The following is a 23,091-nucleotide window of genomic DNA, read 5'->3' as shown; positions in this document are numbered from 1 at the left end:
GAATGCGTCAGCCCGCACACCGCGCCGCCAGGCACGGGTCCGGCGGGCGGCACTTTGCTCACCGTTCCCGCGCATGCTCCTGTCCAGCCGCCGCCGCTTCCATCCCCTGACCCTGGCCACCGTGGCGATGGCGCTGCTGATCGCCGTGCCGGTGCTGGTGATCGCCTCGGCCGTGCTGCTGCCCGCCGGCGAAACCTGGCGCCACCTGATCGACACGGTGCTGGCCGAATACGTGCTCAATACCGTCTGGCTGCTGTGCGGCGTCGCCGCGGGCGTGCTGCTGCTGGGCGTGACCACCGCGTGGCTGGTCTCGACCTACCGCTTCCCCGGCCACGCCGTGATGGAATGGGCGCTGGTGCTGCCGATGGCGATGCCGGCCTATGTGATCGCCTACGCCTACACCGATGCGCTGCAGTTCGCCGGCCCGGTGCAGGGCTGGCTGCGCGAGCTGACCGGCTGGCGCGCGCGCGATTACTGGTTTCCGGAAATCCGCTCGCTCGGCGGCGCGATCGCGCTGTTCTCGCTGGTGCTGTACCCGTACGTCTACCTGACCGCGCGCGCCGCCTTCCTGCAGCAGACGCAGAACACGCTCGAGGCCGCGCGCCTGCTCGGCCATGGCGCCTGGAGCCGGCTCTGGCGCGTGGTGCTGCCGCTGGCGCGACCGGGCATCGTCGCCGGCACCGCGCTGGCGATGATGGAAACGCTGGCGGACTTCGGCACCGTCGCCTATTTCGCCATTCCGACCTTCTCCACCGGCATCTACCGCGCCTGGTTCTCGCTGGGCGACAAGAACGCCGCGGCGCAGCTGTCGGCCTGCATGCTGCTGTTCGTCGCCGCGATCCTGCTGATGGAGCGCGCCAGCCGCGGCCGCGCGCAGGTGTTCGGCAACCAGCGCCGCGCCGCGGCCTGGACGCTGGACGGCGCGCGCGGCTGGCTGGCGCTGGCGGCGTGCCTGGTGCCGGTGCTGCTGGGCTTCATGGTGCCCGCGCTGATGCTGTGCCGCATGGCCTTGACCGATGGCGACGCGCAGTTCGGCCCGCGCTTTGTCGGCCTGGTGCGCAACAGTTTCCTGCTCGCCAGCGCCACCGCGCTGGCGGCGGTGGCGGTCGCGCTGGCGGTGGGCTATGCCGCGCGCGCGGTCAACGGCAAGCGCAGCTGGCTGATGCGCGGGCTGACGCGGGTGTGCGGCATGGGCTATGCGCTGCCCGGCTCGGTCATTGCGGTCGGGGTGCTGGTGCCGGTGGCGCGGCTGGACAACGCGCTGTCGGCCTGGCTGCAACAGCAGTTGGGGATCTCGGTGGGGCTGCTGCTGACCGGCGGCATCGCCGCGCTGGTCTATGCGCTGCTGGTGCGCTTCCTGGGGGTTGCACTGCAGACCGTCAACGCCGGGCTGGGCAAGATCACGCCCAGCATGGACGCCGCCGCGCGCAGCCTGGGCCATGGCCCCGGCGCCACGCTGCGGCGCGTGCATTTGCCGATGCTGCGCAGCAGCCTGCTGACCGCCGCGCTGATCGTCTTTGTCGACGTGATGAAGGAATTGCCGGCGACCTTCGTGATGCGGCCGTTCAATTTCGACACGCTGGCGGTGCAGGCCTACAACCTGGCCGCCGACGAGCGCCTGACCGAGGCCGCCACCGCCTCGCTGGTGATCGTGGCGGTCGGGCTGCTGCCGGTGATCGTGCTGTCGCGCACGATCCGCCGCCAGGCCCAGCGCTGAGCCGCCCCCATCGCGCTAAAGTCGCGCGAGCCCCGCGCCGATAGCCTCTTATGGCCCGGCATCCGCCCGGGCGCGACCCGCGGCATGCCCGCCGCGCAAGAGCCTATGCTGCGATATCACATCCTGCTGTTCAAGTTGAACCGGCTCAGCCGCAACAAGCTGAGCGGCGTGGAAGAAGTCTCGCTGGCCGGACAGCTGGCCGAGATGATCGGCTCGGCCGACACCGCCGCGCGCGTGATCGACGACCTGTTCGACCATGCCAACCCGCAGGTACGCCGCATCGCCCTCAATGCGGTCCGCCGCGCGCGGCAGTTTTCCGCACCCGCGCTGCAGCCGGCGCTGGTCCGCCGCATGGCCGATGCCGAGGCGGCGGTGCGCCACGACGCCGTATGGATCGTGCAGGAAACCCGCATGGACGGCGCCGAACTGCGCGCCGCGCTGCGCCGGCTGGCCGGCAAGGTGCAACTGCCGTGGGATGCCGAGCGCGCCCGCGCCAATCCGGGCGATACCGCGCTGGCGGCACAGGTGCGCGCGCGCATGGCGCTGGACAAGCTGCTGGAGAAGAGCGCCGCGGAGCGCAACCAGGCGCTGGCGGCGATGGCGCTGGGCTCGACCTCGGACCAGCCCTATGCCGAAGGCACGGTCGGCCACAAGGGACTGCTGCACCGGGCGCTGGTGCGGCGGCAGGCCGGACGGCGGCTCAACAGCAGCGTCAAGCTGACGTTCCGCAAGGTCGAGCCGACGCAGGTGACGGGGAACAAGCGGTTCTTGCTGTAATCCGTAGGTCGGGTCGCAAGCAGATACCGCAGCCCTTTTCTATCCCGACTGTGTACTCCCTCTCCCGCTTGCGGGAGAGGGGAACAACCCAACGGCAAGCAAGCGCCAAGACTTACTTGAACCCCGCCCGATCCACCAGCTTCTGCGCCTGCGGCTGGTACTTGCCCAGCTCGGCCACATTGATGGCATCGGACTTGAACTCGCCCAGCGCTTCCAGCACGGGGTTGTTGACCTTCACACCCTTGACCACCGGCCATTCGTTGTTGCCGTCGGCAAAGTAGCGCTGTGCCTCGTCGCTGGCCAGGTATTCCAGGAACTTGACCGCGGCTTCCTTGTTCGGCGCGTGCTTGAGCATGCCGCCGCCGGAGACGTTCATGTGCACGCCCTGGCTCGACTGGTTGGGCCACACCACGCCCAGCTTTTCGGCCACGGCCTTGTCTTCGGGCTTGGTCGACTTCAGCAGGCGCGCGATGTAGTAGGTGTTGGCGATGGCCACGTCGCACTCGCCGGCGGCGACCGCCTTGAGCTGGTCGGTGTCGCCGCCCTTGGGCACGCGTGCCAGGTTGGCGGCCACGCCGCGCGCCCATTGCTCGGTGCGGGCCTCGCCGTCGTGGGCGATCAGGCTGGAGATCAGCGACAGGTTGTAGACATGGCCGCTGGAACGCGTGCAGACCTTGCCCTTCCACTTGGGATCGGCCAGGTCTTCATAGTTGGCGATGTCGCCAGCCTTGACCGCGGCCTTGTTGTACGCGATCACGCGGCCGCGTGCCGAAAAGCCGAACCACTCGCCGTTGGGATCGCGGTAGTTGGCGGGGATGCGCGACTCCAGCACCTTCGACTTCACCGGCGCGAACACGCCGGCCTGCTGGGCGCGCCACAGACGCCCGATATCCACCGTGATGAACACGTCCGCCGGGCTGTTGGCGCCTTCATTGCGGATGCGCTCCAGCAGCGGATCTTCCTGGCCTTCGATGCGGTTGATCTTGATGCCGGTCTGCTTGGTGAAGTTGGCGTACAGCGACTCGTCGGTCTGGTAGTGCCGCGCGGTGTAGAGGTTGAGCACCTTTTCCTGCGCCGCTGCGGCAAGCGGCAGCGTCAGCAAGGCCAGTGCCGCGGCGCGCGGCAGCAAGGTTCGGATGGTGGTTTTCACGCGGTTGGCTCCCCAGCATGGTTTCGGGCAGCCGCCGGGCACCCCCAAGGCCGCCCGGTGTTTGGATTCCGGTCAGCGGAAAACAATATTGATTCTTGTTCAGGCGGTCAAATTACATTTCTGTCATGTTGTTCGGCGCTTGCGCCGGGCCAAGATGACCCGTCAACAGCGGCACGAATGCTGCCTCAGCCGCGGCGCACCCACACCACCTTGCCGGCCTTGATGCCGAGCGTGCGCCGCTGCGGGTTGTAGTCCATGGTGCCGGGAAACTGCTGGCCGTCGCGTTCGCCCAGGCGCCACGCGCAGCCTTGCAGCAGGCCGATGGCCTCGGCCTCGGGCTTGCCGACCAGGGCATCGTCGGCCAGTTTGTCGGCAGCGCAGCCGGCCGGCGAGCCGAGCGAACCTTGCGGGCCCGGCGCCGGAGCGGGCGCCGCCGGCTCCGGCGGAGTTGCCGCGCAGCCGGCCAGCAACGCGCCGCCCGCGGCCAGCCACAGCAGTTGATGGGTCCGGCCGCGCAGCATGGCAAGCATCGTGATCATTGGGAGCTCCTGTCAGGATTGGCAAGTCAGAGGATTCTGAGCCACATGGTGCCGTATCGCGTTCAGTTTCTTCTTATCCAGATCTGAAACTTTTGCCGAATTGGCGCAGCCACGGCGTTTTCGCTGTCTGGTCCGGGCTTGACCTGGATAAAGCAGCCTATAACCCATGGGTGCTATCAAGGAATCAGGCAGGCCCGGCGACGGCCGGGCCCATTAATCCTACCCGTACCTCCGTACCCACTGGGAGAAAAGCATGACCGCAATGATGAAAGCCGCCATCTTTGTCGAGCCCGGCCGGATCGAACTGGCCGACAAACCCATTCCCGATGTCGGCCCCAACGATGCGCTGGTCCGCATCACCACCACCACGATCTGTGGCACCGACGTGCATATCCTCAAGGGTGAATATCCCGTCGCCCGGGGCCTGACGGTGGGCCACGAGCCGGTCGGCGTGATCGAGAAGCTGGGCAGCGCGGTGGCCGGCTACCGCGAAGGCCAGCGCGTCATTGCCGGCGCGATCTGCCCCAACTTCAATTCCTACGCCGCGCAGGACGGCGTGGCGTCGCAGGACGGCAGCTACCTGGAACCGCAGGGACTGTGCGGCTGCCATGGCTACAAGGCCACCGCGGGCTGGCGCTTCGGCAACCTGATCGACGGCACGCAGGCGGAATACGTGCTGGTGCCCGATGCGCAGGCCAACCTGGCACCGATCCCGGACGGGCTCACCGATGAACAGGTGCTGATGTGCCCCGACATCATGTCGACCGGCTTCAAGGGCGCGGAGAATGCCAATATCCGCATCGGCGACACCGTCGCGGTGTTCGCCCAGGGCCCGATCGGCCTGTGCGCGACCGCCGGTGCGCGGCTCTGCGGCGCGACCACCATCATCGCCATCGACGGCAACGACCACCGGCTCGAAATCGCGCGCAAGATGGGCGCTGACGTCGCGCTCAATTTCCGCAACTGCGACGTGGTGGATGAAATCATGAAGCTGACCGGCGGCCGCGGCGTCGATGCCTCGATCGAGGCGCTCGGCACCCAGTCGACCTTCGAGCAGGCGCTGCGCGTGCTCAAGCCCGGCGGCACGCTGTCCAGCCTGGGCGTGTATTCCAGCGACCTGACCATCCCGCTGTCGGCGTTTGCCGCCGGCCTGGGCGACCACAAGATCAACACGGCGCTGTGCCCCGGCGGCAAGGAACGCATGCGCCGGCTGGTCAATGTGATCGAGTCGGGCCGCGTCGACCTGGGCTTGCTGGTGACCCACCACTATCCGCTCGAGGACATCGTCGCGGCGTACGACCTGTTCGCCAACCAGCGCGACGGCGTGCTGAAGATCGCCATCAAGCCGCACTAAGCAGCGGCTCTCAGCCGGCTCAGCCCCTGGCGCGGTTGGCCAGGGTCTTCATCGCATCGGCGGGCAGCGGGCCGTGGCAGGTACGTTCGCCGCCGGCCTCGCTGACTACCAGCCATACCTGGCCGGCCTTGTCTTTCGGATGCAGCAGCCAGGCCGGGCCCTGCGCGTTGCTGCTCGGCGGCAAGTCTTCCAGCACGCCGGTGCTGGTCGATTGCAGCATCACCGCGCATTCGTTGGCGGGCACGCGGGTGGCCGCGAGGAAGGCCGGATTGCCGACCACCTCGGGCAACGCCGAATCCGGCGCGCGCAGGAAGGCATCGACATCGAACTTGCTGGCGCCACCGCCACTGCTGGCGCACGCCGCCAGCGCCAGCACGCCGGCCCCGGCCAGCAACGCCGCGCCACCGCGGCGAACCGTTCCGACCGATCCTGCCGGCCCTTCGTGCGCATCGATCATGGCGGCCCTCATTGCTTCATCACGTCGGCGCCCTTGGGCACCGTGAACCGGAACGCATCGGCCGCCAGCGGCGGGTTCTTCTGCATGCCGGTGAAGGTCAGCAGCGTGGTGTTGCCGAACGCGTCGCGCAGCTCCATCGCCTCGAGATTGCCGCCCTTGAAGCCGATGCCGATGCGCTCGAACTGTGTGTCCTTGGCCTTGGGCGTCAGCTCCAGCCATTCCACGCCATCGCGCGTCGGCCCGTTCCTGACCACGAAGTTCTTGTCGAGGTCATTGCTGCCGAACAGGATCGCCGCCGGGCTGGAACCCAGCGCGCCGTCGAGCTTGCGTTCGGTGACCTGGTTCAGGTCCTTGTCATAGATGTACAGGGTCTGCCCGTCGGCCTGCAGCAGCTGCTCGTAGGGCTTGGTATAGCGCCAGGTGAACTTGCCCGGGCGCGAGAACACGAAGGTGCCGCTGGAGGTGCCGGTTACCTTGACGTTGGCGCCCTGCCCCTTGACCTGGCGCTGCGTGAATTCGCCGCGCGCGCTCTTCACGCCGGTGACGAAGCTCTGCAGCTGGTCGGTGGCGGCGGCATGGGCCGGCGCCTGCATGGCGAACATCGCCAGCGCGGCGCAGGCCGACACGAGGATGCGGTTGCGCATGATCTGGATCCTGGTTGTTATCGGATGCGTTGCCACGGTGCGGCGCCTGCTCAGGCAGCCCGCTGTATGGTCAACGTCTGGTTAGAGCAGGCAACTGGTGCGGGATTCCGCGCCGCGGGTAACCGGATATTACGGCAGATGGTGCGCGAACTGCGCCGGTTCGGGCACGAAAACTCTCAATTTGCGGTAAAGGGGCGAGTCAGGCGAAATTCGTATCGAGACGAAACACATCCTTACCTGCCGTGGAAGACAATGCCAAGCATGCACGTAGAGCACTCGCCACGCTGCCTCTTGCCTGTTGCTTCGCCGGGAGGCGGCCAGACACACTGGGCCGGCAATATGACCACAAGCAAACCTACGGCCGGGCGTCAGCCATTCCGGCACGACGCCCGGCGCCTTGACCGCGACGAGATGAAGCGGATCGCGACGCGCCAGGTCAGGATCGAACTCGAAGCCCGGCAGGAAAAGAACGCTGCCAAGCCTGTAAATCCTGCCATGGTAGTCACGGGCATTCTGGCCGGTATAGCGTTCGTCTTTTCCGTGATGTCGTGGCTGAATGAGAGCACCCAGGACAAGATCGACAAGGCCACTGGTCCGCTCGCCTCCGGGATAACGGAGATGGATCGCCGCCTCACGGGTCGCCTCGATGCTGTCGATGCACGCATCGACCGCCTGGAGGTGCGGGTCGAAAAGGAGTTTGAAAACGTCAACGCCAAATTAGAGAGCGTCAATGCGAAGGTCGACAACGTCAACACGAAGGTCGAGAACCTCAACGCGAAGGTCGAGAACCTCAACGCGAAGGTCGAGAACATCAACGCGAAGCTCGATTTGGTGCTCAAGCGCCGCTAGCACACAGGCTGGGCAATCTACGGCTAGCCGGGATGCCCGCCTCTGCTAGTCACTCATCATCCCGCGCGGCAGCACCGCCCTGTACCAGAATGTCGCGGTTGCCGTTGCCCGACATCGCCGAAACCAGCCCGGCCTTCTCCATGTCCTCGAGCAGCCGCGCGGCGCGGTTGTAGCCGATGCGCAGGTGGCGCTGCACCAGCGAGATCGACGCGCGCCGGTTCTTCAGCACCACCTCGACCGCCTGGTCGTACAGCGGATCCGCTTCGCCGCCACCGCCGCCGATGCCGGCACCGCCGCCAAAGCCGTCGCCACCGCCGCCGTCATCGGTCAGCCCGCCTTCCAGGATGCCTTCGATGTAGTTGGCCTCGCCGGATTCCTTGAGCTTTTCCACCACCCGGTGGACTTCGTCGTCCGAGACGAAGGCGCCGTGCACGCGCACCGGCAGCCCGGTGCCCGGGGCGAGGTAGAGCATGTCGCCCATGCCCAGCAGGGTTTCGGCGCCCTGCTGGTCGAGGATGGTGCGCGAATCGATCTTGCTGCTGACCTGGAACGCGATCCGGGTCGGCACGTTGGCCTTGATCAGGCCGGTGATCACGTCCACCGACGGGCGCTGCGTGGCCAGCACCAGGTGCAGGCCGGCGGCGCGCGCCTTCTGCGCGATGCGGGCGATCAGTTCTTCCACCTTCTTGCCGACCACCATCATCAGGTCGGCCAGCTCGTCGATAACGATGACGATGGTGGGCAGCTTTTCCAGCGGTTCCGGTGCGTCCGGGGTCAGGCTGAACGGGTTCGGGATCTTCTCTTCCTTCGCCGCGGCCTCGTCGATCTTCTTGTTGTAGCCGGCCAGGTTGCGCACGCCCAGCTTGCTCATCAGCTTGTAGCGGCGCTCCATTTCGCCGACCGCCCAGTTGAGCGCGTTGCCGGCCTGGCGCATGTCGGTCACCACCGGGCACAGCAGGTGCGGGATGCCCTCGTAGACGCTCATTTCGAGCATCTTCGGGTCGATCAGGATCAGGCGCACGCTTTCCGGCTTGGCCTTGTACAGCAGCGACAGGATCATCGCGTTGATGCCGACCGACTTGCCCGAGCCGGTGGTGCCCGCCACCATGCAGTGCGGCATGCGCGCCAGGTCGGCCACCATCGGCTTGCCGGCAATGTCCTTGCCCAGCGCCATGGTCAGGCTGGACGCGCTCTCGTTGTAGACCTGCGAGCCCAGGATTTCCGACAGGCGCACGGTCTGGCGCTTCGGGTTGGGCAACTCCAGCCCCATGTAGTTCTTGCCGGGAATGGTCTCGACCACGCGGATCGACACCAGCGACAGCGAACGCGCCAGGTCGCGCGCAAGGTTCACCACCTGGCTGCCCTTGACCCCGGTGGCGGGCTCGATCTCGTACCGGGTGATGACCGGGCCCGGATAGGCCGCCACCACCTTGACCTCGACGCCGAAGTCCTTGAGCTTTTTCTCGATCAGGCGCGAGGTGAATTCGAGGGTTTCGGCGCTGACGGTTTCCTGGTGCGGCGGGATCGGGTCCAGCAGCGACAGCGGCGGCAGGTCCGAGTCCTGGATGTCGGCGAACAGCGGCTGCTGCTTCTCGCGCTCGACACGCTCGTGCTTGGGCACCGCCTGCGGACGCACGATCTGCACCGGCGCCGCTTCTTCGATGCGCACGCGCTGGACCTCGACGGTTTCCTTGCGCTCGGTCTTGGCGGCCTCGCCGATGATGCGGTCCTGCTTGCTCTCGCGGCGGGCCTTGAAGCCGAGGAACAGGGTCTCGACAAAGCCGCCGATCTGCTCGGCCACGCTCAGCCACGAGAAATGGAAGAACAGCGACAGCCCGATCGCCAGCAGCAGCAACAGCAGCAGGGTCGCGCCGGTAAAGCCCAGCGCCGCCTGCAGCCAGCCGCCGAGCAGGTCGCCCAGCACCCCGCCGGGCGCACGCGGCAGCGCGGCGCGCAGCGGATACATCCGGATTGCCTCCAGGCCCATGCTGGAGAACAGCGTCAGCACGAAGCCGATCCAGCTGACGGTGACACCCTGGCGGTGCAGGCTGTGGTCGGTGCGTTCCGGCAGCTCGGCGGTCAGCGTGCGCCAGCCGCGCCAGCAGCGGCGCACCAGCAGCACCGCCAGCCAGTAGGCGGAAAAGCCGAAAATGAAAAACAGCACATCCGCCACCCAGGCGCCTACGCGGCCGCCCAGGTTATGGATATCGGCGACCTGGTTGGCATGTGACCAGCCGGGATCGGTCTTGCTGTAGCTGGCCAGCACGCACAGGAAACCCAGCGTGACCGCCAGCAGCAGGAACCAGCGGACTTCGCCCAGCAGTTTGCCGATGCGGGATGGCAAGGCTGAGGGATCGGTGCGGGTGGTCGTGGTAGCTCGGGCCATGCCTGGTTGAAACTCGCGTGTTAGGGATTCCGGATGGGGTTCGGACCGATACCGCCAGTGGCCGGCGCTCGCGCGCCAGGTGACTGGCAGGCATCGTGGCGGCCATTTTAACGTGGCCCGAGACTATCGCACCCATTGGAATTTGCAACAGTGAGCAAATGCGGCTCCTCTTATAATGTCGCTTTCGAGCAATGCCGGTGGGCACCATGCCGCACCGGCCACAGGAACGCATCATGGCAAAACACGCAAAAGTGCTGATTCTCGGTTCCGGTCCCGCCGGCTACACCGCCGCCGTCTACGCGGCCCGCGCCAACCTGGAACCGGTGCTGATCACCGGCCTGGCCCAGGGCGGCCAGCTGATGACCACCACCGACGTCGAGAACTGGCCGGGTGATGCCAAGGGCGTCCAGGGTCCCGAACTGATGCAGCGCCTGCTGGCGCATGCCGAGGAATTCAAGACCGAAATCATCTTCGACCACATCCACACCGCGAAGCTGGTCGACGAGCACGGCCAGCCGGCCCGCCCCTTCACGCTGATCGGCGACGCCGGCGAGTACACCTGCGACGCGCTGATCATCGCCACCGGCGCTTCGGCCCAGTACCTGGGCCTGCCGTCGGAAGAATCGTTCATGGGCCGCGGCGTATCGGCCTGCGCTACCTGCGACGGCTTCTTCTACAAGAACCAGGAAGTGGCCGTGGTCGGCGGCGGCAATACCGCGGTCGAAGAAGCGCTGTACCTGTCGCATATCGCCAGCAAGGTCACCGTGATCCACCGCCGCGACAGCTTCCGCGCCGAGCCGATCCTGGTCGACCGCCTGCTGCAGCGTGAAAAGGAAGGCCGCGTGGTGATCCGCTACGACAGCGTGCTCGACGAAGTGCTGGGCGACGACTCCGGCGTGACCGGCATCCGCGTGCGCGGCACCAAGACCGGCCAGGCCGAAGAGCTGAAGCTGGCCGGCGTCTTTATCGCCATCGGCCACAAGCCCAACACCGACCTGTTCACCGGCCAGCTGGCCATGGAAAACGGCTACCTGGTGACCAAGTCGGGCCTGCAGGGCGACGCCACCGCCACCAGCGTGCCGGGCGTGTTCGCCGCCGGCGACGTGCAGGACCACGTGTACCGCCAGGCGATCACCAGCGCCGGCACCGGCTGCATGGCCGCGCTGGACGCGCAGCGCTTTATCGAAGCCCTGAAGTAAGCAACTCCCCCGCCGGCGGCCATCAATGCCGCCGGCGCGTCACACGGGTGCAGGCACGGCCGCGGCCCCGCCAGTCGCCCGGCCGGTCCTCCCGCCAGTCGATATAATCGGCGCCGAGCCTCCGGAGATTTTTTCAATGACGCACGGCGCCCGCAAACCCGACCGACCGCCCCAACGCCTCGGCCTGAACGACCTTGCCAGGCTGCGCGACACCCTCAAGGCCGACACCGAGCGCCGCGAAGCCGAGCGCCTCGCCGCCGAGCAGGCGGCGGCGCGCGCCCGCGCCGAAGCCGATGTGTTCCGCACCAGCGTGGGCCAGGTCAGCCAGCTGCGCGACCGCAACCGCGCCCACCATCCCCCCAGCAAGCCCGCGCCCGTGCCGGTGCAGTCGCAGCGCAACGACCAGGCGGTGCTGCAGGCGTCGCTGTCGGACGAGTTCGATGTCGAAAGCCTGCTCGAGACCGACGAGACGCTGTCGTTCCGCCGGCCCGGCATCGGCATGGACGTGGTGCGCAAGCTGCGCCGCGGCGAATGGGTGCCGCAGGACAAGGTCGACCTGCACGGCCTGCGCAGCGACGAGGCGCGCGAGGCGCTGGCCGAGTTCCTGCGCCGCTCGGTGCGCAACGGCGTGCGCTGCGTGCGCGTGATCCACGGCAAGGGCCTGGGCTCGCCCGACAAGCTTCCAGTGCTCAAGGGCAAGGTGCGCAGCTGGCTGGTGCAGAAAGAGGAAGTGCTGGCCTTCGTGCAGGCGCGCGAGGCCGAAGGCGGTGCCGGCGCGCTGATGGTGCTGCTGCGCCAGCCGCGCGCCTGACTTGACCACCACAGACGCCGCGCCCGGATGCATGTTCCGCTCGAGTTGCTGATGGGGCGGCTGCCCCTGATCCTCCACATCATGGAGGTGATCGGCGTACTCGCGTTCGCGGTCTCGGGGGTGGTCGACGCACGCAAGCAGCGCCTGGACGTGGTCGGTACCTTCGTGGTGGCCTTTGCCACCGCCTTCGGCGGCGGCACCGTGCGCGACGTGCTGCTTGACCGGCGCCCGTTCTACTGGGTCGACCATGAAGGCTACGTGCTGCTGATCTTCGCGATGTCGTTCGGCGCGTCGTTCGTGCTGCGCGTGGTCAGCCGGGTGGCCTCGGACCGGGCCATGATCGTGGCCGACGCCATCGGGCTCGGGCTGTTCTCGGTGACCGGCGCCTCGCTCGCGCTGGTGGCGCAGATGACGCCCACCGTGGCGGTCATGATGGGCATCATCTCGGCCGTATTCGGCGGCGTGGTGCGCGACGTGCTGTGCAATGAAGTGCCGATGATCCTGCGCGACCGCTCGCCCTATGCCACCTGCTCGTTTATCGGCTGCTGGATCTATATCGGCCTGACCTGGGTCGAGGTGCACCAGGAGGCGGCGCTGCTGACCGGCGCGCTCGCGATCATCGCCATGCGGCTGGCGTCGGTGCGCTATGGCTGGAAGCTGCCCAGCTGAGCGGCGGCGGGAGGGTGGAGGCTGGAGCGTACCCGCCAATCAAAACGCCGCCCTGCGAGGCGGCGTTTTGATTGGATCGGGGCGATGACTCAGACCGCGGCTTCGTCCTGCTCGCCGGTGCGGATGCGGATCACACGCTCGATCTCGGTGACGAAGATCTTGCCGTCGCCGATCTTGCCGGTGTGGGCGGCCTTGACGATAGCGTCCAGCACGGTATCGAGCTGGTTTTCGGCCACCACCACTTCGATCTTGATCTTGGGCAGGAAGTCGACCACGTACTCGGCGCCGCGGTACAGCTCGGTATGCCCTTTCTGGCGGCCAAATCCCTTTACTTCGGTCACCGTCAGCCCGGTCACGCCGACGTCAGCCAGCGCTTCACGCACCTCGTCGAGCTTGAACGGTTTGATGATGGCGGTAATCTGCTTCATGACTGGCCCCTGTTTATCGTTTGTTCACGCGCCTGGCGGCGCATCGCCGCGGACGCGGCGCTCTCCGGAGGGCATTTTAACAGCCCTTGCGCGCTTGCATTTCCGCCAGCGCCACGGCCGGCGCGCCTGCTGCGTGGGCTGGCGCGCATCCGGCGCAGTCCACGCCTGTGGATAACCCTGTGGGCAAGCCGCTGGAGAACCTGTGTATAAACCGGCACCCCAGCGTCACTTACAAGGCCCCTGCGCTCAGTCCGGCACCTTCTCCAGGTCCGCCAGCCACACCACCGACTCCGAGTCGCTGGGCGCGCGCCAGTCGCCGCGCGGCGACAGCGATCCGCCCGACCCGACCTTGGGCGCATTCGGCACGCACGAGCGCTTGAACTGGCTGGTGCGGAAGAAGCGGTCCAGGAAGATCGCCAGGTTGCGCTTGATGTCGGGCAGGCCGTACTGGTTGCGCACCACGTGCGGCCCGTTGGGCCAGATGCCGCGCTCGCGGTCGCCCCAGGCATGCTGCGCCAGGAAGGCGATCTTGGACGGGGTGAAGCCGAAGCGAAGCGTGTAGTAGAGGTTGAAGTCCTGCAGCTCGTACGGGCCGATGGTGCTCTCGGTCTTCTGCTCGGGGCCGTGGTTGCTGTCGCCGGGAATCAGCTCGGGGCTGATGTCGGTATCGAGCACGGCCAGCAGCACGTCCGAGCCGCCCTCGCCCACCTGCCCGGTCTCGGCGACCCAGCGCACCAGGTGCGAGATCAGCGTCTTGGGCACGCTGGCGTTGACGTTGTAGTGCGACATGTGGTCGCCCACGCCATAGGTGCACCAGCCCAGCGCCAGCTCGCTCAGGTCGCCGGTGCCGATCACGATGGCATGGTTGTGGTTGGCCAGCCGGAACAGGTGGTTGGTGCGCTCGCCCGCCTGCACGTTCTCGAAGGTCACGTCGTAGACCTTTTCGCCGGCGGCGTAGGGGTGGCCCAGGTCCTTCAGCATCGCCAGGCACGACGGCCGGATATCGATCTCGGTCGCAGTGCAGCCCACCACCTGCATCAGCTGGCGCGCCTGCTGCAGCGTGCGCCCGCTGGTGGCAAAGCCGGGCATGGTGTAGGCCAGGATATTGGCGCGCGGCAGGCCCAGCCGGTCCATCGCCTTGGCGCACACCAGCAGCGCATGGGTGGAATCGAGCCCGCCTGAGACGCCGATCACCACCTTGCTGATCTTGCTCGCCGACAGCCGCTGCACCAGCGCCTGCACCTGGATGTTGTAGACCTCCATGCAGCGTTCGTCGCGCTGGCGCGGATCGGCCGGCACGTACGGGAAGCGCGCCACGTTGCGCTCCAGCGGCAGCGACTTTTCCAGCGTCAGGTCGAGCGGGAAGCGGACCACGCGGAACCGGTCCACCTCGGCCTTGTGCCGCCGCACCGAGTGGCCGAAGGTGACCTGGTGCATGCGCTCGCGCGACAGCCGCTCGACGTCGATATCGGCAAACAGCAGGTGCGAGGTGTCGGCAAAGCGCTCGGACTCGGCCAGCAGCTCGCCGTTCTCGCAGATCAGCGCCTGGCCGTCCCAGGCGAGGTCGGTGGTCGACTCGCCCTTGCCGGCCGAGGTGTACAGGTAGGCCGCCAGGCAACGCGCCGACTGCTGCGACACCAGCTGGTGCCGGTAGCCCGACTTGCCGACCACGATATTCGATGCCGACAGGTTGACCAGCACCGTGGCCCCGGCCAGCGCCGCGAACGACGACGGCGGGATCGGCACCCATACGTCTTCGCAGATTTCGGCGTGGAAGCGGAAGTCGGGGATGTCCTCGAGCTCGAACAGCAGGCCGGCGCCGAACGGCACCTGCTGGCCCAGCAGCTCGATCGAATCGACCGCGGCGTTGTCGGCGGCGCTGAACTGGCGCGCCTCGTAGAACTCCCAGTAGTTGGGCAGGTAGGTCTTGGGCACCACGCCCTGGATGCGTCCGCGCGCCACCACCACCGCGCAGTTGAACAGCTGGTGTTCGACCCGCAGCGGCATGCCCACCACCAGCGCCGCCGGCAGCTTGCGCGAGGCCTCGACGATGGTCGCCAGCGCCGCCTGGCAGGCATCCAGCAGCGCGCGCTGGTGGAACAGATCGTCGCAGGTGTAGGCCGACAGCCCCAGCTCCGGGAACGCCACCAGCACGGCGCCGCGCTGCGCCGCCTGCGTTGCCAGGGCAATGGTCTCGTTGGCGTTGAAGGCCGGGTCGGCCACGCGGCAGACCGGCACGCCCACCGCGACGCGCGCAAAGCCGTGCGAATACAGGTTGAAAAACAGGTTTTTCATATCGGGCCTTGGTGATGGGAGTGGTGCGGCGGCCCATTGGACCAGCCGCCAGCGTGCGGGTCGCCCGCAGCATCCGTGGATGCCTGGGAAAGCACTATTGACCAGGATGCTCCATTTTACGACGCCGGCTCCGGCGCCGGGTTTCCGGTAGACTCGACCGGTCCACAGAGGGAACTGGTGCAATGCAGTCTGAACCATGCGTGCCCGGCCAGGGCGAGCCGGCACGGGAATCGCACGACCGGGCCGGCGCTGCCGCCGCGCAATACCGTACCGAGATCGTCTCCGACCTGGGCCAGGTCGATGCCGCGGCCTGGGACGCCCTGGTCGCTCGCCACACCGACGCCACGCCCTTCCTCAAGCACGCCTTCCTGCATGCGCTGCACGCCAGCGGCAGCGCATGCCCGGACACCGGATGGCATCCGCGTTACCTGACGTTATGGGCGCCGCCCGCGGCGGGCCGCCCGCAACGGCTGGCCGCCGCCATGCCGCTGTACGCCAAGGCGCATTCCTATGGCGAGTATGTGTTCGACTGGGCCTGGGCCGACGCCTATGCGCGCAACGGCATCGAGTACTACCCCAAGTGGCTGGCTGCGATCCCGTTCACGCCGGTGCGCGGCGCGCGGCTGCTGGCCGAAGACGCCGAGGCGCGCCGGCTGCTGCTGCAGGTGGCGCTGGCGCTCGCTGCCGACAGCCAGATGTCGTCGCTGCACATCCTGTTTCCGGACGAGGCCGAGGCCGCACTGATGGCGCAGGCCGGCATGCTGATGCGGCACGGCGTGCAGTTCCACTGGACCAATGACGGCTACGGCAGCTTCGACGACTTCCTCGCCACGCTGTCGCAGAAGAAGCGCAAGAACATCCGCGCCGAGCGCAGGCAGGTGGCGCAGGCCGGCATCACCTTCCGCCGGCTGCGCGGTGCCGAGATCGACGACGACGCGTGGAAGTTCTTCAACCGCTGCTATCGCCAGACCTACCGCGAGCACCATTCCAGCCCTTACCTGAACCTGGACTTCTTCCGCCGCATCGGCGCCGCCATGCCGCAGCACCTGCTGCTGGTGATCGCCGAGCGCGCGGGCCAGCCGATCGCCAGTTCGCTGGTGGTGTATGACGACGATCCTGCGGTCAGCACGCTCTACGGGCGCTACTGGGGCGCGCTGGAATACCACCCCTGCCTGCATTTCGAGACCGCGTATTACCAGCCGCTCGAGTTCTGCATCGAACACGGCATCGGCACCTTCGAGGGCGGCGCGCAGGGCGAGCACAAGATGGCACGCGGCTTCCTGCCGGTGGCCACGCGCTCGGCCCACTGGCTGGCGCACCCGGCCTTCGCCGATGCCGTCGAGCGCTTCCTGGCGCGCGAGCGCCAGGGCATCGACGCCTACCTGGACGAGCTGGGCGAGCGCAATCCATTCGCGCGCGCCTGAAGGCCGGCTTGTCGGCGCTCAGCGCCACATGCGCCGCAGCGTGTTGTCGCCCAGCATGTAGTGGTGGAACAGCGCCGCCATCGCGTGCAGCCCGATCACCAGGTAGAACGCGGTGCCCAGGGTTTCGTGGAGCTCCTTGACGCTGTCCTTCAGCGCCGGATCGGGTGCGACCAGTGCCGGCACTTCGATGCCCAGCGCCGGCAGCGCCAGCAGATGGCCGCCGGCATTCATCGCCAGCAAGCCCAGCAGCGGCTGCGCCAGGATGTACAGGTACAGCACCCAGTGCATGGCCTCACCGGCCAGTTGCATCCAGCGCGCGCCCGGCTCGGGCGCGGGCGCGCCGCGCAGCAGGCGCCACAGCAGGCGCGGCACGGCCAGCAGCAGCACCAGCGCGCCGGCCCATTCATGTACCGCCATGGCCAGCGCGCGCGGCGGCGTGCCCTTGGCGAAGTTGCCCTTCAGCTCGATCGCGGCATAGGCCAGTGCCACCAGTACGAACACCGTCCAATGGAAGCAGACCGCCAGGCCGTCATAGCGGCGCGACGACGGCAGGGTCTGCGGTGATGCCTGGATTTCGGTAATGGGATGCATGGGGACTCCTCTTTGTGAATACCCGCCTAGCGTAGCCCAGGCCACTTTGCCGGGTGCTAACGGGGATCAAGCGCCCGGCAATAAAAAAACCCCGCCGGAGCGGGGTCGGTTCAGCGGGCGTTCAGCTTACTTCTTGTAGTTGGCCACGCCGTCGGTGATTTCCTTGTGGGCTTCCTCGATGCCGGCCCAGCCTTCGACCTTGACCCACTTGCCGGCTTCCAGTGCCTTGTAGTGCTCAAAGAAGTGCTTGATCTGGTCGAGCAGGTTTTGCGGCACGTCGGACAGGCCCTTCATGTAGGCGGTGGCCGGCGACAGCTTGTCGACCGGCACGGCGACCAGCTTGGCGTCGACGCCGGACTCGTCGGTCATCTTCAGCATGCCGAGTGCGCGGCAGCGCACCACCGCGCCGGCCAGGATCGGGAACGGCGACAGCACCAGCACGTCGACCGGGTCGCCATCGCCCGACAGCGTCTGCGGGATATAGCCGTAGTTGGCCGGGTAGCGCATGCCGGTGCCGATGAAGCGGTCGACGAACAGCAGGCCGGTTTCCTTGTCGGCCTCGTACTTCACCGGATCGCTCTGGGCCGAGATCTCGATGATGACGTTGAAATCGTTGGGGATGTCCTTGCCCGGGGATACGAGGTTGAAGCTCATGCGGTTCTCCAGATGCCTGCGCTGTGTTGTCGGATGGCGGGCATTATAGCGGCTCGCGCCTGACCGGTTGCTGACAAGCGGTCTCCCCGTTTCCGATGTCCCTGCCCCGCTGCAACGCGTTGCAGCGACGCCGGCGTCGGCGATAATGGCGCATTCTTCAGCCGACACTGAATAGCCGCAGCCCTTATGCTGCCCCAACGCCGCCCAATGCTGCCCCGGAGCCACCCATGCACGCCCAGCACTTCGTCGCCAACCGCCTGATCGCGCCCGACAACGGCCTGCGCATCAAGGTCTTCGATCCGTCCAACGGCGAGCCCTTCGCCGAGATCGCGCGCGGCAACGCCACCGATATCAATGTCGCCGTCCATGCGGCGCGCCAGGCCGCCGACGGCGCCTGGGGCCAGATGGCCCCGGCCGAGCGGGTGCGCCTGCTCAACCGCGTCGCCGTGGCGCTGATCGCCCACGAGGAAGAACTGGCCGCGCTCGAGGCCCGCGACACCGGCAAGCCGCTGCGCCAGGCGCGCGCCGATGCGCGCGCGGTGGCGCGCTACTTCGAGTTCTACGCCGGCGCGGTCGACAAGCTGCACGGCCAGACCATTCCCTACAACCCCGGCTACACCGTGCTGACGGTGCGCGAGCCGCACGGCGTGACCGGCCACATCATCCCGTGGAACTACCCGCTGCAGATCTTCGGGCGCAGCGTCGGCGCCGCGCTGGCCGCCGGCAACGCCTGCGTGGTCAAGCCGGCCGAGGATGCCTGCTTGTCGCTGCTGCGCGTGGCCGAGATCGCCGCCGAGGCCGGCTTGCCCGAAGGCGCGCTCAACCTCGTCACCGGCTACGGCCACGAGGCCGGCGCCGCGCTGGCACGCCACCCCGGCATCCAGCACATCTCGTTCACCGGCTCGCCGCAGACCGGCAAGCTGGTGTCGCAACTGGCCGCCGAGAACCACGTGCCGGTCACGCTGGAACTGGGCGGCAAGTCGCCGCAGATCGTGTTTGCCGATGCCGACCTCGACGCGCTGGTGCCGGTGGTGGTCAACGGCATCGTGCAGAACGCCGGCCAGACCTGCTCGGCCGGCAGCCGCCTGCTGGTGGAGCGCCCGGTCTACGACGGGCTGCTGGACCGGCTCGCGTCGGTATTCGAATCGCTGCGCGTGGGCCCGTCGGAACTCGACCTGGAATGCGGCCCGCTGATCAGCCGCAAGCAGCAGCAGCGCGTGTGGGACTTCGTCTCCGACGCACAGCACGCCGGCGTGGCGGTGATGGCGCAGGGCCAGATCGTGGCCGAGGCGCCCGAGGCCGGCTACTACCAGGTGCCGATGCTGTTCCGCGACGTGCCGCCCGCGCACCGGCTGGCGCAGGAAGAAGTGTTCGGCCCGCTGCTGGCAGCAATGCCGTTCGACACCGAGGCCGAGGCCATCGCCCTGGCCAACGGCACGCCCTACGGGCTCGTCGCCGGGGTCTGGACCCGCGACGGCGGCCGCCAGCTGCGCCTGGCGCACAAGCTGCGCGCGGGCCAGGTCTTTATCAACAACTACGGCGCCGGCGGCGGCGTGGAGCTGCCTTTCGGCGGCAGCGGCCAGTCCGGCTACGGCCGCGAAAAGGGCTTCGAGGCCCTGTACGGATTCACCACCCTGAAAACCATCGCCATTCAACATGGGTAACATCAATTTCCTGTCGGTCGCCTTTGCCATCTTCTTTTTCTGGATGGCCTGGCATGTGCGGAACAAGCGCGCCACCAATCCTTCCGGCATGCCGCGGCTGCAGGTGTTCAAGCGCAAGTGGGGCGACGTGGTCGGCGACCGCGTGCACTGGTGCCTGTATGTGGCGCTGCCGTTCCTGCTGGCGCTGATGATGGTGGCGAATGCCCTGAGGGGGCGCGGGCCGTTTTCGCACTAGCCCCGCCCTGCACCGAACATCACCAAGACACTGAGGAGACAAGCGATGAGACTGGCCAACAAGGTAGCGATCGTCACCGGCGGCGGTTCCGGCTTTGGCGAAGGCATTGCCCATACCTTTGCGCGAGAAGGCGCCAACGTGGTGGTGGCCGACCTGCGCGAGGATGCCGCCGAGCGCGTCGCCGCGGCAATCCGCGACGCCGGCGGGCGCGCCCGCGCGGTGCGCGCCGATGTCTCGCGCGAAGCCGACACCGAGTCCATGCGCGAAGCCGCCCTTGCGGTCTTCGGCGATGTGCATATCGTCGTCAACAACGCCGGCACCACCCATCGCAACAAGCCCATCCTGGAAGTCACCGAAGACGAGTTCGACCGCGTCTACGCCGTCAACGTCAAGAGCATCTACTGGTCGGCGCGCGCGTTCATCCCGCACTTCCGACGGCGCGGCGGCGGCGTGTTCGTCAATATCGCTTCCACCGCCGGCATCCGGCCGCGGCCGGGGCTGGTCTGGTACAACGGCAGCAAGGGCGCGGTGATCACCGCCAGCAAGGCCATGGCCGCTGAGCTGGGCCCGGACAATATCCGCGTCAACTGCGTCAACCCGGTGATCGGCGCCACCGCGCTGCTCGAGGAATTCATGGGCATGCCCGACACGCCCGAGAACCGCGCGCGCTTCCTCGCCACCATCCCGATGGGCCGCATGTCGACGCCGCAGGACGTGGCCAACGCCTGCCTGTACCTGGCCTCGGACGAAGCCGCCTTCATCACCGGCACCTGCATCGAAGTGGACGGCGGCCGCTGCGTCTGAGGCCGCACCGCCAGCTTTTCTGCCTGCCCAGTCTTTCTGCTTGCCCAGTCGTACCGTAGCTGTAAGAACGCGTCACACAGAAACGCATTTCCTCAGGAGACAGCATGACAACGACCGCAGTGAACCCCGGCGTCAGCGACGCCGCCTTTGAAGACGCCACCTACCGCAAGGTCAGCTGGCGCCTGGTGCCCTTCCTGCTGCTGTGCTACGTGGTGGCCTACCTTGACCGCGTCAACGTGGGCTTCGCCAAGCTGCAGATGCTGAACGACCTGAAGTTCAGCGAGACCGTCTACGGCCTCGGCGCCGGCATCTTCTTCATCGGCTACTTCCTGTTCGAGGTGCCGAGCAATGTGATCCTGCACAAGGTGGGCGCGCGCATCTGGATCGCGCGCATCATGATCACCTGGGGCGCGATCTCGGCGGCGATGATGTTCGTCACCACGCCGACCATGTTCTACGTGCTGCGCTTCCTGCTCGGCATTGCCGAGGCCGGCTTCTTCCCCGGCATCATCCTGTACCTGACCTACTGGTACCCGGCCAACCGGCGCGGGCGCACCACCACCTTCTTCATGACCGCGATCGCGCTGTCGGGCGTGATCGGCGGGCCGCTGTCGGGCTGGATCATGCAGTCATTCGACGGCCACAACGGCTGGGCCGGCTGGCAGTGGATGTTCCTGCTGGAAGGCATTCCGTCGATCCTGGTGGGGCTGTGGGTGCTGGCCTACCTGGATGACCGCATCGCCCACGCCAAATGGCTGTCGGCCGAAGAGAAAGCGCTGCTGGAGCGCAATATCGCCAGCGAGAACGCGCACAAGGAAGACCCGCCGATCCGCACCGTGTTGGCCAGCCCGCGCGTCTGGCTGATGAGCGCGATCTACTTCTGCTTCGTCATGGGCCTGTACGGCGTCAGCTTCTGGCTGCCGACCATCATCAAGCAGACCGGCGTCAAGGGCGCGCTCGATATCGGCCTGCTGACCGCCATCCCTTATGGCTGCGCGGTGGTCGGCATGGTACTGGTGGCCTACAGCGCCGACCGCAGCGGCGAGCGCCGCTGGCATATCGCGGTGCCGGCGCTGGCCGGCGCGCTCGGGCTGCTGCTGTCGGTGCAATGGCACGGCGACACCACGCTGGCGATGGTGGCGCTGACGCTGGCGACGATCGGCATCCTGACCACGCTACCGCTGTTCTGGAGCCTGCCGACGGCGTTCCTGGCCGGCACCGGCGCGGCCGCGGGCATTGCGCTGATCAACTCGCTCGGCAACCTCGCCGGCTTTCTCAGCCCGTATGCGGTGGGCTGGCTCAAGGACCTGACCCACAGCACCGATTCCGGCATGTACCTGCTGGCCGCGTGCCTGGTGGTCGGCGCGGCGCTGACGTTGTCGGTACCGAAGCGGCTGGTGAGCCGGAAGTGAAGTCGCGCGCGCGCCGCTTGCCGGCGCGAATGCGCCGTCGGCTGACGCGGATGTAGGACCACGCCCGGCAGTGTCGCCAGTTCCTGAGCCCTAGCATGGAAAAGAGACACCCGGAGTGATCCCGACGGGGTCCTCCGGGGCATCTGATTCCCAAGCTTGCCAAGGAGGCCACGATGCCGCAATTGCTCCCGTTTGCCCCTACCCGTTCGCTGAAAGTCATCGAAGCGCGCCTGGCGCGCCGCTCGCGCGTGAAGCGCCTGGTGCTCGCGCTCAGCGCCGGCGTGGTCGCGCTGCTGGCCCTGGTGCCAGCCGCCAGCCATGCGCAGGCACCCGTGGTCGACGCCAACCCCGCACCGGCAACCCCGGCCGCGCCAGCGACTGCCGCACCGGCCCCTGCGCCGGGCACCATGGCACCGACGCCGGGCGTCACCACGCCACCCGCCACCACCGTGCCGCCCTCCACCACGGTGCCGCCGGCGGCCACCATGCCGCCTGCCACCCAGCCTGCACCCGGGATAGCAGCGCCTGCGACGGCCGCACCGCCGCCGACGGCTTCCCCGATGCCCGCACCCACCGGCACGCCGCCCGCGGTGCCCGCGCCGCCGCCGGTGGCAGCCCCGGCGCAGCCCCGGCCGCCGTTGACCGTGCCGCCCCCGCCGCCGCCGCGTGACGCGATGGTGCAGCGCCAGGCCGGCCCGGTCGCCTACATCTGCGGCGGCGTGGCCGAGGACGAGCAGGTCGCGCTGCAATCGCAGGCGCGCAAGTACAACATGAGCCTGCTGTTCACGCAGGGCGCGCGCGGCGAGTACCTTTCGGATGTCGACGTCAAGCTGATGCGCGGCGGCAAGGAAGTCGCCAGCTTTGTCGCCGACGGGCCGCGTTGCCTGCTGAAGGCGCCGTCGGGCACCTACAACGTACGCGCGACGTACCAGGGGCGGACCAAGACCATGACGGTCAGCACCAACAGCAAGAATGCGCAGATGCGGTGGTAAGTAGGCGCTGCAACGACACGCTTGCAATTACCGATGGCGG

The 23,091-nt window shown here is 67.7% G+C and carries 22 protein-coding genes; 13 read left to right on the top strand and 9 right to left on the bottom strand.

All coding sequences use genetic code 11. The features are described from left to right. Positions 1-73 precede the first annotated feature (73 nt). Together A2G96_RS04940 and A2G96_RS04935 are read left to right on the top strand one after the other, a co-directional pair. Positions 74-1,717 (top strand): ABC transporter permease, encoded by a 1,644-nt coding sequence (locus A2G96_RS04940; RefSeq protein ID WP_062797302.1) that lies wholly within the window; start codon positions 74-76, stop codon positions 1,715-1,717. Between the two features lie 105 nt (positions 1,718-1,822). Next, complete coding sequence (locus tag A2G96_RS04935) at positions 1,823-2,494, top strand: hypothetical protein (RefSeq protein WP_062797299.1); 672 nt, start codon at positions 1,823-1,825, stop codon at positions 2,492-2,494. Between the two features lie 112 nt (positions 2,495-2,606). Here the strand turns inward: A2G96_RS04935 and A2G96_RS04930 are convergent, their stop codons facing one another. Together A2G96_RS04930 and A2G96_RS04925 are read right to left on the bottom strand one after the other, a co-directional pair. After that, positions 2,607-3,644 (bottom strand): Fe(3+) ABC transporter substrate-binding protein, encoded by a 1,038-nt coding sequence (locus tag A2G96_RS04930; RefSeq protein WP_062797296.1) that lies wholly within the window; start codon positions 3,642-3,644, stop codon positions 2,607-2,609. Positions 3,645-3,829: 185 nt separating this feature from the next. Next, the gene (locus A2G96_RS04925) at positions 3,830-4,183 is read right to left on the bottom strand and encodes a hypothetical protein (RefSeq protein ID WP_062797294.1); all 354 of its coding nucleotides are present in this window, start codon (positions 4,181-4,183) and stop codon (positions 3,830-3,832) included. Between the two features lie 253 nt (positions 4,184-4,436). Between A2G96_RS04925 and A2G96_RS04920 the strand changes: the two genes are divergently transcribed. Beyond that, on the top strand, positions 4,437-5,537 hold the full coding sequence (locus tag A2G96_RS04920) for an NAD(P)-dependent alcohol dehydrogenase (RefSeq protein WP_062797292.1): 1,101 nt from the start codon (positions 4,437-4,439) through the stop codon (positions 5,535-5,537). 19 nt (positions 5,538-5,556) lie between these two features. Here the strand turns inward: A2G96_RS04920 and A2G96_RS04915 are convergent, their stop codons facing one another. Beyond that, positions 5,557-5,994, bottom strand: coding sequence for a hypothetical protein (locus A2G96_RS04915; RefSeq protein ID WP_062797290.1), 438 nt, complete (start codon positions 5,992-5,994; stop codon positions 5,557-5,559). Between the two features lie 8 nt (positions 5,995-6,002). Further along, complete coding sequence (gene lolA, locus A2G96_RS04910; RefSeq protein ID WP_062797288.1) at positions 6,003-6,638, bottom strand: outer membrane lipoprotein chaperone LolA; 636 nt, start codon at positions 6,636-6,638, stop codon at positions 6,003-6,005. 66 nt (positions 6,639-6,704) lie between these two features. Here lolA and A2G96_RS04905 point away from each other — a divergent pair, with 66 nt between their 5' ends. Beyond that, positions 6,705-7,487 carry a coiled-coil domain-containing protein gene (locus A2G96_RS04905; RefSeq protein ID WP_150124052.1) on the top strand — a complete coding sequence of 261 codons (783 nt, stop codon included), beginning with the start codon at positions 6,705-6,707 and terminating at the stop codon, positions 7,485-7,487. A gap of 49 nt (positions 7,488-7,536) precedes the next feature. Here A2G96_RS04905 and A2G96_RS04900 read toward each other — a convergent pair whose 3' ends face one another. Then, complete coding sequence (locus A2G96_RS04900) at positions 7,537-9,873, bottom strand: DNA translocase FtsK (RefSeq protein ID WP_062797283.1); 2,337 nt, start codon at positions 9,871-9,873, stop codon at positions 7,537-7,539. Between the two features lie 233 nt (positions 9,874-10,106). Here A2G96_RS04900 and trxB point away from each other — a divergent pair, with 233 nt between their 5' ends. From trxB to A2G96_RS04885, 3 genes are all read left to right on the top strand, one after another. Continuing rightward, a complete protein-coding gene (gene trxB / locus A2G96_RS04895; RefSeq protein WP_062802062.1) occupies positions 10,107-11,072 on the top strand; it encodes a thioredoxin-disulfide reductase in 966 nt (321 codons plus the stop codon). Between the two features lie 136 nt (positions 11,073-11,208). Beyond that, positions 11,209-11,883, top strand: coding sequence for a Smr/MutS family protein (locus A2G96_RS04890; protein ID WP_018007100.1), 675 nt, complete (start codon positions 11,209-11,211; stop codon positions 11,881-11,883). A gap of 27 nt (positions 11,884-11,910) precedes the next feature. Further along, positions 11,911-12,552, top strand: a complete 642-nt coding sequence (locus A2G96_RS04885) for a trimeric intracellular cation channel family protein (protein WP_062797281.1) — start codon at positions 11,911-11,913, stop codon at positions 12,550-12,552. A gap of 89 nt (positions 12,553-12,641) precedes the next feature. Here the strand turns inward: A2G96_RS04885 and glnK are convergent, their stop codons facing one another. Together glnK and A2G96_RS04875 are read right to left on the bottom strand one after the other, a co-directional pair. Next, on the bottom strand, positions 12,642-12,980 hold the full coding sequence (gene glnK / locus A2G96_RS04880; RefSeq protein WP_006162803.1) for a P-II family nitrogen regulator: 339 nt from the start codon (positions 12,978-12,980) through the stop codon (positions 12,642-12,644). Positions 12,981-13,226: 246 nt separating this feature from the next. Continuing rightward, positions 13,227-15,275 carry an NAD(+) synthase gene (locus A2G96_RS04875; RefSeq protein WP_062797279.1) on the bottom strand — a complete coding sequence of 683 codons (2,049 nt, stop codon included), beginning with the start codon at positions 15,273-15,275 and terminating at the stop codon, positions 13,227-13,229. Positions 15,276-15,457: 182 nt separating this feature from the next. Here A2G96_RS04875 and A2G96_RS04870 point away from each other — a divergent pair, with 182 nt between their 5' ends. After that, the gene (locus tag A2G96_RS04870; protein ID WP_062797276.1) at positions 15,458-16,699 is read left to right on the top strand and encodes a GNAT family N-acetyltransferase; all 1,242 of its coding nucleotides are present in this window, start codon (positions 15,458-15,460) and stop codon (positions 16,697-16,699) included. Positions 16,700-16,717: 18 nt separating this feature from the next. On the opposite strand, the gene A2G96_RS04865 is transcribed toward A2G96_RS04870, so the two are convergent. Both A2G96_RS04865 and ppa read right to left on the bottom strand, forming a co-directional pair. Next, positions 16,718-17,290 carry a cytochrome b gene (locus A2G96_RS04865; protein WP_062797274.1) on the bottom strand — a complete coding sequence of 191 codons (573 nt, stop codon included), beginning with the start codon at positions 17,288-17,290 and terminating at the stop codon, positions 16,718-16,720. Positions 17,291-17,416: 126 nt separating this feature from the next. After that, on the bottom strand, positions 17,417-17,944 hold the full coding sequence (ppa, locus tag A2G96_RS04860; RefSeq protein ID WP_012352043.1) for an inorganic diphosphatase: 528 nt from the start codon (positions 17,942-17,944) through the stop codon (positions 17,417-17,419). A gap of 227 nt (positions 17,945-18,171) precedes the next feature. On the opposite strand from ppa, the gene A2G96_RS04855 reads away from it, so the two are divergent. From A2G96_RS04855 to A2G96_RS34360, 5 genes are all read left to right on the top strand, one after another. Beyond that, positions 18,172-19,608: an aldehyde dehydrogenase family protein gene (locus A2G96_RS04855; protein WP_062797271.1), complete on the top strand. Its 1,437-nt coding sequence runs from the start codon at positions 18,172-18,174 to the stop codon at positions 19,606-19,608. Beyond that, complete coding sequence (locus A2G96_RS04850; protein WP_010813008.1) at positions 19,601-19,843, top strand: hypothetical protein; 243 nt, start codon at positions 19,601-19,603, stop codon at positions 19,841-19,843. The genes A2G96_RS04855 and A2G96_RS04850 overlap by 8 nt, the downstream gene beginning before the upstream one ends. A gap of 45 nt (positions 19,844-19,888) precedes the next feature. Further along, the gene (locus A2G96_RS04845; protein WP_062797269.1) at positions 19,889-20,647 is read left to right on the top strand and encodes an SDR family oxidoreductase; all 759 of its coding nucleotides are present in this window, start codon (positions 19,889-19,891) and stop codon (positions 20,645-20,647) included. A gap of 104 nt (positions 20,648-20,751) precedes the next feature. Then, positions 20,752-22,059, top strand: coding sequence for an MFS transporter (locus tag A2G96_RS04840; protein ID WP_062797267.1), 1,308 nt, complete (start codon positions 20,752-20,754; stop codon positions 22,057-22,059). 560 nt (positions 22,060-22,619) lie between these two features. Beyond that, on the top strand, positions 22,620-23,051 hold the full coding sequence (locus A2G96_RS34360; protein WP_417926430.1) for a hypothetical protein: 432 nt from the start codon (positions 22,620-22,622) through the stop codon (positions 23,049-23,051). Positions 23,052-23,091 lie beyond the last annotated feature (40 nt).

Source organism: Cupriavidus nantongensis (assembly GCF_001598055.1).
Classification (GTDB): Bacteria; Pseudomonadota; Gammaproteobacteria; order Burkholderiales; family Burkholderiaceae; genus Cupriavidus; species Cupriavidus nantongensis.
Note: the sequence above shows the minus strand (reverse complement) of the source record. Positions and strands in the feature narration are given on the sequence as shown.

Coding starts and splice junctions, on each gene's coding strand:
- A2G96_RS04890 (WP_018007100.1), top strand. CDS start 11,209: ATGACGCACGGCGCCCGCAAACCCGACCGACCGCCCCAACGCCTCGGC.
- lolA (WP_062797288.1), bottom strand. CDS start 6,638: ATGCGCAACCGCATCCTCGTGTCGGCCTGCGCCGCGCTGGCGATGTTC.
- A2G96_RS04865 (WP_062797274.1), bottom strand. CDS start 17,290: ATGCATCCCATTACCGAAATCCAGGCATCACCGCAGACCCTGCCGTCG.
- A2G96_RS04940 (WP_062797302.1), top strand. CDS start 74: ATGCTCCTGTCCAGCCGCCGCCGCTTCCATCCCCTGACCCTGGCCACC.
- A2G96_RS04870 (WP_062797276.1), top strand. CDS start 15,458: ATGCAGTCTGAACCATGCGTGCCCGGCCAGGGCGAGCCGGCACGGGAA.
- trxB (WP_062802062.1), top strand. CDS start 10,107: ATGGCAAAACACGCAAAAGTGCTGATTCTCGGTTCCGGTCCCGCCGGC.
- A2G96_RS04875 (WP_062797279.1), bottom strand. CDS start 15,275: ATGAAAAACCTGTTTTTCAACCTGTATTCGCACGGCTTTGCGCGCGTC.
- A2G96_RS04920 (WP_062797292.1), top strand. CDS start 4,437: ATGACCGCAATGATGAAAGCCGCCATCTTTGTCGAGCCCGGCCGGATC.
- A2G96_RS04845 (WP_062797269.1), top strand. CDS start 19,889: ATGAGACTGGCCAACAAGGTAGCGATCGTCACCGGCGGCGGTTCCGGC.
- A2G96_RS04900 (WP_062797283.1), bottom strand. CDS start 9,873: ATGGCCCGAGCTACCACGACCACCCGCACCGATCCCTCAGCCTTGCCA.
- A2G96_RS04855 (WP_062797271.1), top strand. CDS start 18,172: ATGCACGCCCAGCACTTCGTCGCCAACCGCCTGATCGCGCCCGACAAC.
- glnK (WP_006162803.1), bottom strand. CDS start 12,980: ATGAAGCAGATTACCGCCATCATCAAACCGTTCAAGCTCGACGAGGTG.
- A2G96_RS04915 (WP_062797290.1), bottom strand. CDS start 5,994: ATGATCGATGCGCACGAAGGGCCGGCAGGATCGGTCGGAACGGTTCGC.
- A2G96_RS04935 (WP_062797299.1), top strand. CDS start 1,823: ATGCTGCGATATCACATCCTGCTGTTCAAGTTGAACCGGCTCAGCCGC.
- A2G96_RS04925 (WP_062797294.1), bottom strand. CDS start 4,183: ATGATCACGATGCTTGCCATGCTGCGCGGCCGGACCCATCAACTGCTG.
- A2G96_RS34360 (WP_417926430.1), top strand. CDS start 22,620: ATGCCCGCACCCACCGGCACGCCGCCCGCGGTGCCCGCGCCGCCGCCG.
- A2G96_RS04840 (WP_062797267.1), top strand. CDS start 20,752: ATGACAACGACCGCAGTGAACCCCGGCGTCAGCGACGCCGCCTTTGAA.
- ppa (WP_012352043.1), bottom strand. CDS start 17,944: ATGAGCTTCAACCTCGTATCCCCGGGCAAGGACATCCCCAACGATTTC.
- A2G96_RS04850 (WP_010813008.1), top strand. CDS start 19,601: ATGGGTAACATCAATTTCCTGTCGGTCGCCTTTGCCATCTTCTTTTTC.
- A2G96_RS04905 (WP_150124052.1), top strand. CDS start 6,705: ATGGTCAACGTCTGGTTAGAGCAGGCAACTGGTGCGGGATTCCGCGCC.
- A2G96_RS04885 (WP_062797281.1), top strand. CDS start 11,911: ATGCATGTTCCGCTCGAGTTGCTGATGGGGCGGCTGCCCCTGATCCTC.